Here is a 15,930-nt window from a genome sequence, read left to right as displayed (position 1 = left end):
TTTTCTTTGGTTCCGTTTCTTTTGGGCCAGCAAAAGAAATGAACCCGCTCGCCGCAAGGTGAGTGGAAGCGTTTGATGTTGCTTCTCGCGGTAAGCGCAAAATCGCTGTAGCAACGTCAAACGCTTTCGCCCGCTAGCGCGGCCGAGTTCATTTCTTTTGGTTGACGCCCGCGCGCGTAGCGCGAACGGCGCAGCCGGCCCCGAAGCGGCGAGCATCGAAGATGCGAGTCAAAGAAACCGAACCAAAGAAAAGCGTCTCCCCGACACGTCCACAGCCCGCGGCGTCGTGTGCACAGGGATTTTCCGACTCGGCATCCTGCCTCGGTCGGAAAACGCCGCACGTTCTGTGCGGCGCCCTACGGGTCAGCGCATAACGCTGCCACTTCAAAGTCCTTGGAAAGCAGCGCACCACCGACAGCGAATATCAGACGCCTACGACAAGAGCGGAGACCTGGGCGAAACAGAATCCAGAACGAAGCAGCCCTCAGGCCGCATCCCCCTCCGGAATCATCCCGATCGCCACATCGATCCGCGCGAGCGCGTCCTCGCGCCCCGCCAGATACACCGTATGCCCGATATCCGGGCTGACCTGCGTGCCGGTGATCGCCACGCGCAACGGCTGCGCGACCTTGCCCATGCCGAGACCCAGCGTCTCGACGGTTTCGCGGAATGCCGCGTCGATGGCCTCGACGTTCCAGTCCGGCAACGCGGCGAAACGCGCGCGGACATCGGCCAGCGGCGCGCGGGTTTCGGCCTTCAGGTGCTTGGCGACTGCCTTCTCGTCATACGCCGCAATGGGGCGATACCAGACCGCCGCGCGCTCGGACATTTCCTTCAGCGTCTGCACGCGATCGCGCAGGGCGATCACGACATCGGCCGGCGCCGGGCCTGCCGACAGGTCGTAGCCGTCATTGCGCAGATGCCATTCCAAATGCGCGGCGACCGCAGCCGGGTCGTCGGTCTTCAGATACTGCTGGTTGAGCCAGCCGAGCTTGGCCATGTCGAGACGCGCGGCCTTGGCGTTGACGTCCTTGAGGTCGAAGAGCTGCTGCATCTCGGTGATCGAGAAGATTTCCTGATCACCATGCGACCAGCCCAGACGCACGAGATAGTTCAGCAACGCGTGCGGCAGGTAGCCCGCATCGCGGTACTGCATGACGTCGGCGGCGCCGGTGCGCTTGGACAACTTGGCGCCCTGCTCGTCGAGGATCATCGGCAGGTGCGAGAACGCCGGCACGTCGGCGCCGAGCGCGCGGTAGATGTTGATCTGCCGCGGGGTGTTATTGACGTGGTCGTCGCCGCGCACGACATCGGTAATGCCCATGTCCAGATCGTCGACGACGACGGCGAAGTTGTAGGTCGCGTAGCCGTCGGGGCGGAAGATCACCAGATCGTCGAGTTCGCTGTTAGCGATCTCGATGCGGCCCTTGACCTTGTCCTCCCAGACCACGGTGCCTTCGAGCGGATTCTTCAGGCGGATCACGCGATTGGGATCGTCGCGCTTCGGCTCGTTGCGCTCGCGATACGCGCCGTTGTAGCGCGGCTTGTCGCCCGCGGCCATCGCGGCTTCGCGCATCGCATCGAGCTCGGCCTTCGACTCGTAGGCGTAGTAGGCCTTGCCGTCGGCGACGAGCTGCTCGGCGACTTCAGCGTAACGGTCCAGGCGGTGCGTCTGGTAGATCGGGCCTTCGTCGTAGCCCAGGCCCAGCCACTCCATCGCCTCGAGGATCGCGTCGATCGCGGACTGGGTGCTGCGCTCGCGGTCGGTGTCCTCGATGCGCAGCACGAACTCGCCGCCGCGACGCCGCGCCTCCAGCCAGCAGTACAGCGCCGTGCGCGCGCCGCCGATGTGCAGGTAGCCGGTGGGACTGGGGGCGAAACGGGTGCGGCAGGACATGCGCGGGACTCGGCGTGGGGACAGCGCGCATTCTAACCGGCGCGTCCAGCCGACCCCGGCGGCCGGATTACAATGGCGCCATGACGACGCTTTTCATCTCCGACCTGCATCTGGATCCGGCGCGTCCGGAGATCACCGCGCTGTTCCTCGCGTTCCTGGACGGCGAAGCCCGCAGCGCGGATGCGCTGTACGTGCTCGGTGATCTGTTCGAATCGTGGGTCGGCGATGACGATCCGTCCGACGCCGGCGCGCAGGTCGCCGAACGTCTGGCCGCGTTGTCGAACGCCGGCGTGCCGGTCGCGTTCATGCACGGCAATCGGGATTTCCTGGTCGGTCATGACTACGCACGTCGCGCCGGCATGACATTGCTGCCCGACCCCGCCGTGATCGATCTCTACGGCCGCCCGGTGCTGCTGACCCACGGCGATCTGTTGTGCACCGGCGATATCGAATACCAGGCGGTGCGCAGCCAGGTGCGCAGTCCGGCATGGCAGGCGCAGATGCTGGCGCAGCCGCTGCCTGCGCGACTTGCATTCGCCCAGCACGCACGCGAGGCCAGTCAGGCGCGCGCCGCGAGCTTGCGCGGCGACGGCACGATGGAAACCGTCACCGATGTGGCGCCGGCGACGGTCGAGGACTGGTTCACGCGCTACGGCGTCGACACGATGATCCACGGCCACACGCATCGCCCGGCAATCCACGACCCGAAGGTGGCCAGCCGCGACTGCCGCCGCATCGTGCTCGGCGACTGGTTCGAACAGGGATCGGTGTTGCGTGCGTATGCGGACGGAAGGCTGGAATTGTCGGCGCTGTCCCGCGCGCCGTAATTCGCAGAAAATCCACTGTGGGAGCGCGCTTGCGCGCGATGGGATGGCCGGAACAGCCCTTCGCGCGCAAGCGCGCTCCCACACGAAGCGCTAGCGTTCGGCGAGGGCCTGCAGCGCCGCCAGTTCTTCTGCGCTGAAACCCGCTGCGGCGCGTGCGTCGATATTGAACGGACCACGCAGCACGGCGCGCGCGTAGTCGGACAGCAGATCGCGAAACGTCGATTCCGGCTGCACGCCGCGACGCTCGCAGAACCACCGGAACCAGCGACTGCCGGCGGCGACGTGCGCGACTTCCTCGCGCAGGATCACTTCGAGTACGGCGACGGTCTCGTGATCGCCGAGCGAGCGCAGCTTCACGATCATCCCCGGCGTCACGTCAAGGCCACGCGCCTCGAGCACGCGCGGCACCAGCGCCATGCGTGCCATACCGTCATGCGCGGTCTTCTCGCACATTTCCCACAGGCCGTTGTGCGCGTCGAAATCGCCGTAATCGAAGCCGAGTGCGCGCAGCCGGTCGCGCAGCAGCACGAAATGCCGCGCCTCGTCAGCGGCGACCGACACCCAGTCGGCGTAGTAGTCGGCGGGCAGATCCCGGAAGCGATAGACCGCATCCCAACCGAGATCGATCGCATTGAGTTCGATATGCGCGATCGCATGGATGAAGGCCGCGCGGCCTTCATCGCTACCCAGGCCGCGACGCGGCAGCTCGCGCGGATGCACGAGCTTCGGGCGATCGGGTCGACCGGGCATGCCGATCGGCGCGGGCGCAGCTGCGTGGGTATCGAGCGGCAAGGCGCCTTCGCGGAACCGGCGTGCGTAGGCGCCGGTCAGCGCGACCTTGTCATCAGGATCGCGCGCGTCGAGACAATGGCGCGCGGCCGCGAACAGATCCGAAGCGTCCGCCGCCACGCCTGCGCTCACGCGCGGCGCTTTTTCTTGGCGTCGTCGTTGCGTGTCTGCTGCAGACGCTCGAAGTAGCCCGCTTCGATACCGGTCACGTATTCGCCGCTGAAACAGGAACTGTCGAAGCGACGCTCGGGAAACTTGGGCCCGGCCACCGCCGTCTCGAGATCGGCCAGATCCTGATAGATCAGCCAGTCGCAACCCAGGAATGCCTCGACCTCCTGCTCGGTGCGATTGTGCGCGACCAGTTCGTCGACCGACGGCATATCGATGCCGTAGATGTTGGGATGGCGCACCGGCGGCGCAGCAGACGCGAGATACACCTTCTTGGCACCGGCGTCGCGCGCCATCTGCACGATCTGCTTGGACGTGGTGCCGCGCACGATCGAGTCATCGACCAGCAGCACCACGCGATTGCGGAATTCCAGCGGAATCGGGTTGAGCTTGCGCTTGACCGACTTCGCACGTTCGCCCTGCCCCGGCATGATGAAGGTGCGGCCGACGTAACGGTTCTTGATGAAGCCCTCGCGGTACTTCACGCCGAGCACGTTGGCGAGTTCCAGAGCAGAGTCGCGCGAGGTGTCCGGAATCGGGATCACCGTGTCGATGTCATGGTCGGGCCGCAGGCGCAGGATCTTCTCGCCCAATGTCACGCCCATGCGCATGCGCGCCTTGTGCACCGAGATGTTCTCGATCATCGAGTCGGGGCGCGCGAAATACACGTATTCGAAGATGCACGGTGCGTGCGGCTGCTGCGGCGCGCACTGGCGGTGATGCAGTTCGCCGCGCGGCGTGATCACGATGCCCTCGCCCGGCTCGACGTCACGCAGGTGTTCGAAACCCAGGATATCGAGCGCGACCGATTCCGACGCCACCGCGTACTCGGTGCCCTCGGCAGTCTCGCGCTTGCCCAGTACCAGTGGGCGGATGCCGTGCGGATCGCGGAACGCGATCAGGCCTAGACCCAGCACCGTCGCGACCACGGCGTAACCGCCCTTGGCGCGGCGGTTGACGCCTTCGACGGCGCGGAACGCAGCTTCGGGGGTCAACGCCTTCTCGCGGTCCAGCTCGTGTGCGAACACATTGAGCAGTACTTCGGAATCCGAATCGGTATTGACGTTGCGGCGGTCGGTCTCGAACACCTGCTGGCGCAGCTGGTCGGTATTGACCAGGTTGCCGTTGTGGGCGAGCGCGATGCCGTAGGGCGAGTTGACGTAGAACGGCTGCGCCTCGTCGTGACCCTCGCTGCCGGCGGTGGGATAGCGGCAGTGCGCGATGCCCACTCGGCCCTGCAGCAGATCCATTGCCTTGGTGTCGAACACGTCACGCACCAGGCCATTGCCCTTGTGCACGCGCATCACCGTACCGCTGGAGACGGCGATGCCGGCCGCATCCTGACCGCGGTGCTGCAGCACCGTCAGGCCGTCGTACAACGCGGCTGCGACTTCAGAGGTTCCGACAATCCCGACGATCCCGCACATGTTCGATTTCCAGTTCTGCTTGAGGCGCGCGGACGCACCGGTATGAAGTGTGGGACGGCTTTCTTACGGCGCCGGTCAGGGGTGCGAACGGACCAGACCGTCGACGCCCACCGCGCTGCGGACGCGCGTCTTGAGCTGGTCTGCTTCGCCGCGCGACGCGACGGGGCCGGCCTTGACCCGGGTCAGGCGGCCCTTGTCGGTGTCGACCGAATCGGTGAACGCGGTGATGCCGGCGCCGCGCAGACGGTCGCGCATCGCGTTGGCATCCACCGCGTTACTGAAAGCGCCCACCTGGACGATGAAGCCGGTGCCGGACGTCGGCGCCGCTGCCGAAGGAGTCGATGGCGGCGCAGGCGTGGCGGCAGGCGGCGGTGCCTGCGCCGGCGGCGTGCGGGCGGGCGGTGCGTCTTCGGGCAGTTGTTCGGTGGTCGGTGTCGCAGGCGTCTGGGCCGCGGTCGGGCGCGACGCAGGCGCAGGAGCTGGCGTCGGCGTTTCCGGGCGGGCCACGTCCGGACGGACGCCCGCGTCGAGCGCGACCACGCGCGGCGTCACGTCGTCGCGGACCTGCGCCGCGCGCACGCGGACGATCTCGGCATCGGCGCGGTTCGCATACGGCCCCAGGCGCACACGCTGGGCGGGCTTGCCGTTGAGGGCGAAGCTCTCGCGATAACCGCGCAGTCCGGACTCGCCCAACTGGCGCAGGATCGCCTCGGCATCGGCTTCACTGGCGAACGCGGCGTAATGCACGGCGTAACCGCCGCCTGCGACGGTTGCGGGTAGGGGGTTGTCCTGTTCGGAGGTGTCGACGGTCGGCAGCGCGCTGCCGTCGGGACGTGTGGCCGCCGGCGCTGCAGGCGCGGCTTCCGACAACGGGGCGCCGGCGAGTGCGCCACCCTCGCGCGCCGGTGGCGGCGCGATCAGCGGCAGATCGACGGTCTTGTAGTCACCGGTCGGCGCGTCGGGCACGTCGAGGGACATGTCCGGCAGGCCGCTCGCAGGCGCGGGGCCCTTGATCAGCATCGGCAGGAAAATGACCGCGAGCGCGATCAGCACGGCGGCGCCGATCAGGCGTTGTTTCAATGCAGGCGACATGCGGGATCCGGACACGGGTTGCCGCGCGAATTATACGCGCCGTCCCGCCCTGCTTCTTAACGCCTGCCCTGCAACGCCTGCAGAGCGGCCGCCGCCGCGTGGAACGTGCCGAACACCATCACGCGGTCGCCGGGCGCGGCCTCGGCGAGCGCAGCAGACAGCGCCGTGGCGACGTCGACATGACCGGTGACGTTCTCCTTCAGCACCTCGGACAGGCGTGCGCGCAACGTGGCGGCGTCCTGGCCGCGCGCACTGGCGACCGTCGATCCGGCCAGATGCCAGTGCGCAATCGAGGGCGCCAGCGCGCCGACCACGCCCGGCGCATCCTTGTCCGCAAGCGCGGCGTACACCGCGACCGTGCGCCCGGCCGCCGGCGCCGCGATCAGCCAGTCGGCCAGCGCCTGCGCCGCCTGCGGGTTGTGCGCGACGTCGACGACGACGTCCACGCCGTCTTGCTCGAAGCGCTGCAGGCGGCCGGCCACCGTGGCGCCAGCGATTCCGGCGGCGAGCGCGGCATCGTCGAGATCGCGATCCAGCGCGCGGATCGCGGCGATCGCGACCGCCGCATTGCGTAACTGTACCGGCGCGGCCAGCGTCGGCATCGGCAGCTCGACTTCGAAGCCGACCTCGCGCCAGGTCCAGGTGCCGGCGCCCGTCGGCGCGTACAGGAAATCGCTGCCACCCCGGACCGCGACCGCGCCGATGCGGTAAGCATGGCGCAACACGCTCGCCGGCGGATCGGTATCGCCGACGATCAGCGGCTTCCACGCGCGCGCGATGCCGGCTTTTTCCAACCCGATCGTCTCGACGTCGTTGCCGAGCCAGTCCTGGTGATCGAGACCGACCGTGGTGATCACCGCGACGTCGGGCTCGACGATGTTGACCGCATCGAGCCGGCCGCCGAGTCCGACCTCGAGCACGGCCAGATCCAGCGCCGCACGCGCGAACAGCCACAGCGCCGCCAGCGTGCCGGTCTCGAAGTAGGTCAGCGTCGTGTTGCCACGCGCGGCCTCGACCGCCTCGAACGCCTCCACCAGCGCGGCATCGTCGGCATCACGTCCATCGATGCGCACGCGCTCGTTGTAAGCGAGCAGATGCGGCGAGGAATACGCGCCGACGCGCCAGCCCGCCGCGCGCGCAATCGATTCAACGAAGGCGACCGTCGAGCCTTTGCCGTTGGTGCCGGCGACCGTGATCACCTGCACCGCAGGCCGTCCGCAGTCCAGACGCGCGTAGACCGCGCCAACGCGGTCGAGGCCCATCTCGATTTCGGTCGGGTGGCGCGCTTCGATCACCGACAGCCAGTCGACCAGCGAACGGGGCTCACTCATAGCGCGCGGTGGACCGCCTCGCCGAAGAACGCGGTGTGGTGTGCGCAGTCGTTGAGGCGCACGACGTCGAGATGATCGACGTCGGGGCCTTCGAGCAGGTTCAACGTCGTCGGCGCCTGGCGGAACGTCCACAGGCGCGACAGCGGAATGCCGAGCACGCGGCACAGGATCACGCGGTTGACGGCGTCGTGGGCGACGATCAGCGCGGTGTCGTCCGGCCCGAGGCCGTCGACGGCACGCGCGAATGCGGGCCAGGCGCGGTCGAAGACCTGATGCAGCGATTCCCCGCCGGGCATCTGGACGGTATCGGGCGCATCGCGCCATGCAGCCAGGCGCTCGGGATCGCGCGCGCGGATCTCGCTGGCCAGCAGGCCTTCCCAGGTGCCGTGGGCGATCTCGGCGAGGCCCGGGTCGGTCGCCAGCGTGGACGCCCGCGTCGCACCGAGTGCGAGACGTGCGGTGCGATCAGCGCGCGACAGCGGAGACGCGACCGCGCGATCGATGCGGACATCGGCCAGACGCGCGCCCAGCAGCGTGGCCTGACGCTCACCGGTGTCCGACAGCGGAATGTCTTCCTGTCCCTGATAGCGGCCTTCGGCATTCCACGGCGTTTCGCCGTGGCGGGCGAGCAGGATTCTCATCGCGCGGTTCCTCAAGTGGGGGGCGTCCGGCGCTGCCGGCGCGATAGTTTACGGGAGGGGCACCACCGAAGCGCCCGGGATCCGGACCGCGGAATGCATCGCGCGCCCGGCACATGGCCCGGGCGCGCAGACATGAATCAACGCGCAGACGCGCCCATTTCCTGCAACAGACGCGGCGCCGGATCAACTTCCTGCATGATCCAGCGGATGTAGCGCTGGTCGACCGAAATCGTGCGCGTCATCGCCGGATCGAAGACCCAGTTCGACACGACTGCCTCCCAGGTCATGTCGAACAGCAGGCCGGTCAGGCGACCGTCCGCATCGAGCACCGGCGAGCCGGAATTGCCGCCAGTGACATCAAGATCGGACAGGAAGTTGACCGGCACGCTGCGCAGGCGACGATCGGCCAGGCCTCCGTCGCGACGCGCGGCGATCGCGTCGAGCTGGGCCTTGGGTGCGTCGAACGGTTCGGTGCCGGTGGCCTTGGGCGGAATCTCTTCCAGACGCGTGAACGGCGTCTGCTGCGCGCCGGCGAGATTGGTGTAGCCCACGACGTTGCCGAAGGTGATCCGCAGCGAGGAATTCGCGTCCGGATACACCGCTTCCTTGCGGCTCGCGCGGTAATCGGCGACAGCCTGCAGATACGTCGGGCGCAGCTGCAGCAGATCGCCGGCACGGGCCTTGGACGCGAGTTCGATCTGCAGCAGTTCCGGCGTCACCGCCGCGGCGTACATCAACGCCGGATCGCGACTGCGCAGGAATTCGTGGCGATCGGCAGCGAACCACTTCAGGCGTTCGTCGCTGTTGGCCAGCGTGCTGCGCTGCAGACGATCCAGCGCGCGATCGATCGCCGCCGCGTCGTTGCCGCCCAGCCAGGTGTCGATCGCCTGGATGCGCTGCTCCGGCGGCAGCTGGATGTACTGCAGCAGCGCGTAGCGCGTGAGCTCGCGGTCCATCGCCGGTACGAAGCGGCGGTCCATCTGCTTCAGGCCGCCCTCGATCGCCGGCTGGTCGCGCTGCTGGTAGCCCTGCTCGCGCATCGCATCGGGCTTTTCCTTCTCCATCGACAGCCGGTACAGACGATTCGCGGTCGACAGCAGGCCGCTGTTGTCGAGCAGCGACAGCACCAGATCACGCTCGCGCGTGGCCTTGGCCTGTGCATCGAGGGCGACGATCTTCGCGTGCGCATCGAGCGCGGCCGCGCCATCACCGCCGCGGCTGCGCAGCCACTCGAGCACCGCCGCTTCCTCGGACTGCTTGCGCGCCAGCGCGCCGATGCGCTCGAAGCCCTGCAACTGGCCTTCGTAGTTCTTCAACGTGTTCTGCCAGCCACGCACCGCGCTGGCATAGCGCACGTCGATCTCGGGATCTGCCTTGCCTCGCGCCTCGACCAGATCGATCAGAGCGCGGTAATGGCGACCGATTTGCGGATATCGCCAGGCGACGGTTTCGGAGAATTCGTCGGCGAAGGCGTATCGGCTGGTGCGGCCCGGATAGCCGGCGACCATGACGAAATCGTTCTCGCGCAGCGGCTTGTCCGCCAGGCGCAGGAAGCGCTGCGGGGTGTAGGGAATGTTGTCCTCGGCGTACTCGGCCGGGCGGCCGTCGCGGCCGACGTAGGCGCGATAGAACGCAAAATCGCCGGTGTGGCGCGGCCACATCCAGTTGTCGACATCGCCGCCGAAGCTGCCGATGCCGCCCGCCGGCGCATAGACCAGGCGCACGTCGCGGATTTCGAGGTTGCGGAACAGCCGGTAGCTGTTGCCGCCGAGGAAGCTGTACAGGCGGCAGCGATACGCGGCATCGGCCTCGCAGCGCGCGACGAGGGTCTTCTCGATCGTGTCGAGTGCAGTCGTGCGGGCCAGGCCGTCGGGGGCGGCGTCGATCGCGGCGCGGACTTCGGCGGTCACGTCCTGGATGCTGTCGAGCGCGTAGATGCGCGCGTTCGGGCCGGCTGAGATCTCGTCACCGATCGCCGCGGCATTGAAGCCGTCCCGCATCAGGTTGTTCTCGGGGGTCGAATTCAGCTGGATCGCGCCGTAGGCGCAGTGGTGGTTGGTCAGCACCAGACCCTGCGGCGAGACGAAACTCGCGGTACAGCCGCCGAGCGAGACCACGGCGCCCAGCGGGTCGCCGGTCAGATCGGCCAGGCGGTTCGGATCCAGCTTCAATCCGGCCTTGCGCAGCGCCGGCGCGATGTCGGGCAACTGTTGCGGCACCCACATGCCCTCGCCCGCCACCACCCCTGGCGCACTGCAACTGAAGAAGACGCCCAGCAGCGTCGCGGCCAGTAACGGATGGCGCATGGTGGTCCTGTGGATCGTGACGGGGGGCCAAGTCTAGCCAACCCGCTCGCCCGGCGCAGGCCAACGCCGGCTGGCCGACGTGCGGGTGCAGCACGGCCGTGACGGACCCGCGCCGTATAATCGCGGGCTCTTTCCGGCATCTGCAGACACGACACAATGGCCCAGACAATGAAGGCGCTGGTCAAGCGCGAAGCGACAAAAGGCATCTGGATGGCCGAAGTGCCGGTGCCGGCGCCCGGCCCCAACGACGTCCTGATCCGCGTCGAGAAGGCCGCAATCTGCGGCACCGACCTGCACATCTATCTGTGGGACGAGTGGAGCCAGCGCACGATCACGCCGGGCCTGGTCATCGGCCACGAGTTCGTCGGCCGCATCGTCGAGCTGGGCTCGGCGGTCACCGGTTACACCGTCGGTCAGCGCGTGTCGGCCGAAGGCCATCTGGTCTGCGGCCACTGCCGCAACTGCCGCGCCGGCAAGCCGCACCTGTGTCCGAACACCGTCGGCATCGGCGTCACCCGCAACGGCGCCTTCGCCGAATACGTGGTGATGCCGGCGACCAACCTGTGGCCGATCCCCGACCAGATTCCGAGCGAGCTGGCCGCGTTCTTCGATCCCTACGGCAATGCCGCGCATTGCGCGCTGGAGTTCGACGTGGTCGGCGAGGACGTGCTGATCACCGGCGCCGGCCCGATCGGCGTGATGGCCGCGGGCATCTGCAAGCACATCGGCGCGCGCAACGTGGTGGTCACCGACGTCAACGATTTCCGCCTGAAGCTCGCCGCCGACATGGGCGCCACGCGCGTGGTCAATGTGTCGAACACCTCGCTCAAGGAGGTCATGAAGGACCTCCACATGGAGGGCTTCGACGTGGGTCTTGAAATGAGCGGCAACCCGCACGCGTTCAACGACATGCTCGACTGCATGTACCACGGTGGCAAGGTCGCGCTGCTCGGCCTGCTGCCCAAGGGCGCCGGCATCGACTGGGACCGCATCATTTTCAAGGGCCTCACCGTGCAGGGCATCTACGGCCGGAAGATGTACGAGACCTGGTACAAGATGACCCAGCTCGTGCTGTCGGGTTTCCCGCTCGGCAAGGTGCTCAGCCACCAGCTGCCGGCCGACGAATTCCAGAAGGGTTTCGACCTGATGGAATCGGGCAAGTCGGGCAAGGTGGTTCTTGACTGGCGTTGATGCCGGGTGGTCTGTCGGCTGGCGCAACGCCAGCTGATGGACCAGCAAACGGCGCTCTGACACGTGTGTTGGGCGCCGACCCATAGGGTGCCGAGCCGCGCCCTCTACCAGGGATGGTTCAAATGCGTATCGCCACTTCTTGTCTGCTGTCCGCTTGCCTGTTGGCCACAACGGATATCGCCGCAAGCGATCCCACCTGCCCGGACGTGGACGTGCCTCCCGCCCCCGTCTGCATCGCGACGCCGCATGGTCTGGCCTACGCCGACAGCGAAGAAGAAGCCAGCGGCGCAGCGCGGGCACTGAGCGACGCCGCCCAGCGCTTCGCAGGCTACTTCGGACGCGCGCCGACCGGCGCACTCGTGTTGAGCGCGACGTTCGACCCGCTGGTCGCCCGCGAATTCGCACAAACGCACGGACTGGAATTCGCGCAGGTCTGGTTGCCGGCAAGCGCCAACCGCGCCATGACCGAACGCGCCTTGCGCCAGTCCGGCCTGGAACGTGCGCAGATCCAGCGTGCGCTCGCAGGCGCGGCTACACAGGACGAGAGCACGCTGCGGCACGAAGTGGGCCACGCGATGTATGCCGCGCTGTACTGGCCGAACGCGACCGGCACGCGCGATGCGCGGTACGGCAGCCCGGCACCCGACTGGCTGGACGAAGCGTCCGCCATCCTGATGGAAGGGCCTGAAAGCCAGGCGAAATACGCCGCAATGTTCCTAGACGTTGCCAAGCGCAATCCGCGATCGACACCGTCGTTGGCAGAGTTCGTTGCGTCGGAACATCCAGTCCGTTCGACGGCACTGGCAAGCGCACTTGCGCGCGGACCGAAGTCCACATCGGGCGTACAGATGGTGACGGTCGGCGGAAGTGAAGACTTTCCCGGTCTCGATACGTTCTACGGCCAGTCACTGCTGCTGGGCTATTTCCTCACCGAAACCAGCGGCGACACGCGGATACTCGCGCCAATCAGCACCGCTATCGCCGATGGCGCCACGTTCGAGGACTGGCTCGCACGTGAGGGCGAGGGCCACCGCCTGCCTGCCAGCATGGACGCGCTCGAGACAGCCTGGACTGCATGGCTCGAGCAGCTTCGCAACGCAGCCGCCAGACGCGCCAAGTAGAATCACGGGCCCGAATCAGAAGGCGCCCGACATGTCCAACACCCAGCGCTACGCCGACACCCTCGACGAGATCCGCGACGCGGGTCTGTTCAAGGCCGAACGCGTGATCACCGGCCCGCAGTCGGCGGAAATCACGCTCGAAGACGGCCGCACGGTGCTGAACTTCTGCGCCAACAATTACTTGGGCCTGGCCGACCATCCGGACATCATCGCCGTCGCGAAGAATGCGCTCGATACACACGGCTTCGGCATGGCGTCGGTGCGCTTCATCTGCGGCACGCAGGATCTGCACAAGCAGCTCGAGAAGACCATCGCTGACTTCTTCGGCAAGGAGGACACGATCCTCTACGCCGCCTGCTTCGACGCGAATGGCGGCCTGTATGAGCCGCTGCTCGGCGAAGAAGACGCGATCATCTCCGACGCGCTCAACCACGCCTCGATCATCGACGGCATCCGCCTGTGCAAGGCCAAGCGCTACCGCTACGCCAATTGCGACATGGCGGATCTGGAAAAGCAGTTGCAGCAGGCCCGGACCGACGGCGCACGTACGATCCTGATCTCGACCGACGGCGTGTTCTCGATGGACGGCTTCATCGCGCCGCTCGACGAGATCACCGCACTGGCGCAAAAGTACGACTCCCTGGTGCATATCGACGAATGCCACGCCACCGGCTTTCTCGGCGAGACCGGCCGCGGCTCGGCGGAAGTGAAAGGCGTGCTGGAGAAGATCGACATCGTCACCGGCACGCTCGGCAAGGCGATGGGCGGCGCGCTCGGCGGTTTCACCACGGCCAAGCGCGAAGTCATCGAATTGCTGCGCCAGCGTTCGCGCCCGTATCTGTTCTCGAACTCGCTGCCGCCGCACGTCGTCGCGGCCGGCATCAAGGCCTTCGAGATGCTCGACGCCGCCGGAGACCTGCGCACGCAGCTGGTCGAGAACACCCGCTACTTCCGCGAGAAGATGACCGCCGCCGGCTTCGACGTGCGCCCCGGCGTGCATCCGATCAGTCCGGTGATGCTCTACGACGCCAAGCTCGCGCAGCGTTTCGCGGAACGGTTGCTCGAAGAAGGCATCTACGCGATCGGTTTCTTCTTCCCGGTCGTCGCGAAAGAGCAGGCGCGCATCCGAACCCAGATCAGCGCAGCGCACACGCGCGAACACCTGGACCGCGCGATCGATGCGTTTACCCGCATCGGTCAGGAGCTGGGCGTGCTGAAGGCCTGAGAACGTGCTCAACGTCCTGCTGCGCTTGCCATCTGCGCGTGCGGTGCTCCAAGTGCGCCTGTACTTTGCCGTACGTTGCGTTTTCGACGCTCCAGCACGCGCCACCTGGGTGCGCTCGCGACGTGCGTTGAACAGGTTCTGAGCCATGCGCGCGGCGCTGCGATGGCGTCTGCTGATCGCAGCGCAGACCGATGCCGCCGCTGAGCTCGACGGCGGCATCTGGTCGACGCGTTGCCTGCATTGCCGCAGCGCGTTGCAGGTCCGCGACGATGGCGAGCCGCTTGGGCTCGCCACACTGGAACACGTGGTACCGCAGGCCTGGTTCGGTCGACGCGCGGCCGCCGCATTGACAGCCCGGGTCGGCGGCGACGCCAATGATCCGCGCAACCTCGCGCTGGCCTGCGCACGCTGCAACCACGACGAGGGCAAGGGCCACGACGCACGGGGTCCCGGCGATATGCGCGCGCGCGAAGTGGTTGAAGCCTTACTCGCGACGCGCCTCAGCCGATGGTGGGATCCGAAGGCGGCGCCAACGCGCTGACCTCGTCCGACGAGAGCAGGCGCCATGCGCCCTTGGCGAGATCGCCCAGCACGAGTGTGCCGATCGCGACCCGCACCAGTCGCAGGACGCCGAGATCATGTGCAGCGAGCAATCTGCGGATCTGCCGGTTGCGGCCCTCGTCGAGGACGATCTCAAGCCACGCATTGCGCGCGCCATGACGCAACAGGCGCGTGGCTGCAGCTTGCAAGCGTTCATCCGCGTCGTCGACGCCTTGCACCAGCGCTTCGAGCAACACGGCGTCCGGCAGCCCATCGACCTGCACGTGATAGGTCTTCTGCGGCCCCTGCGCCGGGTCGGTGACACGCGCGGCCCAGGCGGGATCGCTGGTGAACAAGAGGAGACCTTCGCTGGCCTTGTCGAGCCGACCGACCGGGGCGATCCAGCCGAGATCCGCGCCATCGAAACAGCGATAGACCGTGTCACGGCCATGCTCATCGCGCGCGGTCGTCACCAGTCCACGCGGCTTGTTGAGCACCAGATAGTGATGTGCGCTTGCGTGCGCCGCATCGCCGTCGAGCACGATGTCCGAGGCGTCGAGTGCAACCGGAAATTCCGGATCGCGGACGATCGTTCCGCCGACCCGCACGCGTCCCTCGCGCACGCGCCGCTCGGCTTCGCTGCGCGAACACAGCCCACGCTTGGACAGCACGCGCGCCAGCCCGTAACGCGGCGGACGTGCAACACGCTTCAAGACGCAGGACCTCGACATGCGAACGGCCCGCTTGCGCGGGCCGTCGTCATGCAGGCGATGCAGAGACGCGCAGCGATCATTCGACGGGCGGCGTCTCGCCGGGAGGCGCGGTTTCCGCTGCAGCCGGCGCCGCCGGTGCGTTCGGATCGGCGCGTCGGCTGCCGACCGTGTAACCGTTGGCCTTGATCCACGCGTCGAAATCGTCGGCCGTCATGCGCTTGCCGCCCTGGGTCATATTGAAGCGATAGGGGGTGTTGTCGAACTCGGTCTGCTTGACGTAGGCCGCAGGATCGTTGGCGCTGACAGCACCTGCAGCCGGTACCGCCATCGCAACGTTCTGGCACTTCTCGATCTCGAGCCGCAGCACGACCTGCTCGGCGGACTGCGCCTCGTCATAGGCACGTGCCAGTACGGCGCTGGTGCCGAGACGGTACGTGGGCGCGGCAAGCTCCGGAGAGACCGGCTCGAGCACCGTCGCCTGCACCGGACGTGCGGTCCGGGTGTCGAGAGTGCTGCAATCGGCGGCATGGCCGGCGAGTGGCAGTGCCAGCAGAGGCAATAGGAACAAGGCACGCATGAGAGACAATCCCCGAGGTCGAATTGGCCTGAAGTGTAGGCGGCAAGTACACGCCATACAAGGGAAAAATGTGCACCCGCGCATT

The 15,930-nt window shown here is 67.2% G+C and carries 14 protein-coding genes; 5 read left to right on the top strand and 9 right to left on the bottom strand.

From position 1 onward, the window contains the following. Positions 1 to 484: 484 nt before the first annotated feature. Positions 485 to 1,897: a glutamate--tRNA ligase gene (gltX, locus tag ACZ9YD_RS09080; RefSeq protein ID WP_465074843.1), complete on the bottom strand. Its 1,413-nt coding sequence runs from the start codon at positions 1,895 to 1,897 to the stop codon at positions 485 to 487. 80 nt (positions 1,898 to 1,977) lie between these two features. On the opposite strand from gltX, the gene lpxH reads away from it, so the two are divergent. Next, positions 1,978 to 2,724 carry a UDP-2,3-diacylglucosamine diphosphatase gene (lpxH, locus tag ACZ9YD_RS09075; RefSeq protein ID WP_465074842.1) on the top strand — a complete coding sequence of 249 codons (747 nt, stop codon included), beginning with the start codon at positions 1,978 to 1,980 and terminating at the stop codon, positions 2,722 to 2,724. A gap of 90 nt (positions 2,725 to 2,814) precedes the next feature. On the opposite strand, the gene ACZ9YD_RS09070 is transcribed toward lpxH, so the two are convergent. From ACZ9YD_RS09070 to ACZ9YD_RS09045, 6 genes are all read right to left on the bottom strand, one after another. Next, positions 2,815 to 3,645 carry a ferritin-like domain-containing protein gene (locus ACZ9YD_RS09070; RefSeq protein WP_465074841.1) on the bottom strand — a complete coding sequence of 277 codons (831 nt, stop codon included), beginning with the start codon at positions 3,643 to 3,645 and terminating at the stop codon, positions 2,815 to 2,817. Beyond that, the gene (gene purF, locus ACZ9YD_RS09065; RefSeq protein WP_465074840.1) at positions 3,642 to 5,108 is read right to left on the bottom strand and encodes an amidophosphoribosyltransferase; all 1,467 of its coding nucleotides are present in this window, start codon (positions 5,106 to 5,108) and stop codon (positions 3,642 to 3,644) included. The genes ACZ9YD_RS09070 and purF overlap by 4 nt, the downstream gene beginning before the upstream one ends. Positions 5,109 to 5,183: 75 nt before the next feature. Next, on the bottom strand, positions 5,184 to 6,200 hold the full coding sequence (locus ACZ9YD_RS09060; RefSeq protein ID WP_465074839.1) for an SPOR domain-containing protein: 1,017 nt from the start codon (positions 6,198 to 6,200) through the stop codon (positions 5,184 to 5,186). A gap of 56 nt (positions 6,201 to 6,256) precedes the next feature. Further along, the gene (gene folC, locus ACZ9YD_RS09055) at positions 6,257 to 7,531 is read right to left on the bottom strand and encodes a bifunctional tetrahydrofolate synthase/dihydrofolate synthase (protein WP_465074838.1); all 1,275 of its coding nucleotides are present in this window, start codon (positions 7,529 to 7,531) and stop codon (positions 6,257 to 6,259) included. Further along, a complete protein-coding gene (locus tag ACZ9YD_RS09050; RefSeq protein ID WP_465074837.1) occupies positions 7,528 to 8,172 on the bottom strand; it encodes a histidine phosphatase family protein in 645 nt (214 codons plus the stop codon). The genes folC and ACZ9YD_RS09050 overlap by 4 nt, the downstream gene beginning before the upstream one ends. 137 nt (positions 8,173 to 8,309) lie before the next feature. Beyond that, positions 8,310 to 10,397: a S46 family peptidase gene (locus ACZ9YD_RS09045; protein WP_465074844.1), complete on the bottom strand. Its 2,088-nt coding sequence runs from the start codon at positions 10,395 to 10,397 to the stop codon at positions 8,310 to 8,312. A gap of 237 nt (positions 10,398 to 10,634) precedes the next feature. On the opposite strand from ACZ9YD_RS09045, the gene tdh reads away from it, so the two are divergent. The 4 genes from tdh to ACZ9YD_RS09025 all read left to right on the top strand — a co-directional run bounded on the left by tdh (position 10,635) and on the right by ACZ9YD_RS09025 (position 14,556). Next, positions 10,635 to 11,669 carry an L-threonine 3-dehydrogenase gene (gene tdh / locus ACZ9YD_RS09040; protein WP_465074836.1) on the top strand — a complete coding sequence of 345 codons (1,035 nt, stop codon included), beginning with the start codon at positions 10,635 to 10,637 and terminating at the stop codon, positions 11,667 to 11,669. A 212-nt stretch (positions 11,670 to 11,881) separates the two neighbouring features. Continuing rightward, positions 11,882 to 12,790 (top strand): hypothetical protein, encoded by a 909-nt coding sequence (locus tag ACZ9YD_RS09035; protein WP_465074834.1) that lies wholly within the window; start codon positions 11,882 to 11,884, stop codon positions 12,788 to 12,790. Between the two features lie 31 nt (positions 12,791 to 12,821). Continuing rightward, a complete protein-coding gene (gene kbl / locus ACZ9YD_RS09030) occupies positions 12,822 to 14,015 on the top strand; it encodes a glycine C-acetyltransferase (protein WP_465074832.1) in 1,194 nt (397 codons plus the stop codon). Positions 14,016 to 14,160: 145 nt separating this feature from the next. After that, positions 14,161 to 14,556, top strand: a complete 396-nt coding sequence (locus tag ACZ9YD_RS09025; protein WP_465074831.1) for an HNH endonuclease — start codon at positions 14,161 to 14,163, stop codon at positions 14,554 to 14,556. Here ACZ9YD_RS09025 and ACZ9YD_RS09020 read toward each other — a convergent pair. Together ACZ9YD_RS09020 and ACZ9YD_RS09015 are read right to left on the bottom strand one after the other, a co-directional pair. Then, positions 14,516 to 15,286 carry a pseudouridine synthase gene (locus tag ACZ9YD_RS09020; RefSeq protein WP_465074829.1) on the bottom strand — a complete coding sequence of 257 codons (771 nt, stop codon included), beginning with the start codon at positions 15,284 to 15,286 and terminating at the stop codon, positions 14,516 to 14,518. The genes ACZ9YD_RS09025 and ACZ9YD_RS09020 overlap by 41 nt on opposite strands. 58 nt (positions 15,287 to 15,344) lie before the next feature. Then, positions 15,345 to 15,845 carry a hypothetical protein gene (locus tag ACZ9YD_RS09015; protein ID WP_465074827.1) on the bottom strand — a complete coding sequence of 167 codons (501 nt, stop codon included), beginning with the start codon at positions 15,843 to 15,845 and terminating at the stop codon, positions 15,345 to 15,347. Positions 15,846 to 15,930: the final 85 nt, after the last annotated feature.

The organism is Luteimonas sp. AC640a (genome assembly GCF_979256585.1).
Note: the sequence above shows the minus strand (reverse complement) of the source record. Positions and strands in the feature narration are given on the sequence as shown.

Bases quoted from the DNA above. Each gene is read 5' to 3' on its own strand.
- gltX (WP_465074843.1), bottom strand. From the start codon at position 1,897: ATGTCCTGCCGCACCCGTTTCGCCCCCAGTCCCACCGGCTACCTGCAC.
- lpxH (WP_465074842.1), top strand. From the start codon at position 1,978: ATGACGACGCTTTTCATCTCCGACCTGCATCTGGATCCGGCGCGTCCG.
- purF (WP_465074840.1), bottom strand. From the start codon at position 5,108: ATGTGCGGGATCGTCGGGATTGTCGGAACCTCTGAAGTCGCAGCCGCG.
- ACZ9YD_RS09060 (WP_465074839.1), bottom strand. From the start codon at position 6,200: ATGTCGCCTGCATTGAAACAACGCCTGATCGGCGCCGCCGTGCTGATC.
- folC (WP_465074838.1), bottom strand. From the start codon at position 7,531: ATGAGTGAGCCCCGTTCGCTGGTCGACTGGCTGTCGGTGATCGAAGCG.
- ACZ9YD_RS09050 (WP_465074837.1), bottom strand. From the start codon at position 8,172: ATGAGAATCCTGCTCGCCCGCCACGGCGAAACGCCGTGGAATGCCGAA.
- ACZ9YD_RS09045 (WP_465074844.1), bottom strand. From the start codon at position 10,397: ATGTGGGTGCCGCAACAGTTGCCCGACATCGCGCCGGCGCTGCGCAAG.
- tdh (WP_465074836.1), top strand. From the start codon at position 10,635: ATGGCCCAGACAATGAAGGCGCTGGTCAAGCGCGAAGCGACAAAAGGC.
- kbl (WP_465074832.1), top strand. From the start codon at position 12,822: ATGTCCAACACCCAGCGCTACGCCGACACCCTCGACGAGATCCGCGAC.
- ACZ9YD_RS09025 (WP_465074831.1), top strand. From the start codon at position 14,161: ATGCGCGCGGCGCTGCGATGGCGTCTGCTGATCGCAGCGCAGACCGAT.
- ACZ9YD_RS09020 (WP_465074829.1), bottom strand. From the start codon at position 15,286: ATGTCGAGGTCCTGCGTCTTGAAGCGTGTTGCACGTCCGCCGCGTTAC.
- ACZ9YD_RS09015 (WP_465074827.1), bottom strand. From the start codon at position 15,845: ATGCGTGCCTTGTTCCTATTGCCTCTGCTGGCACTGCCACTCGCCGGC.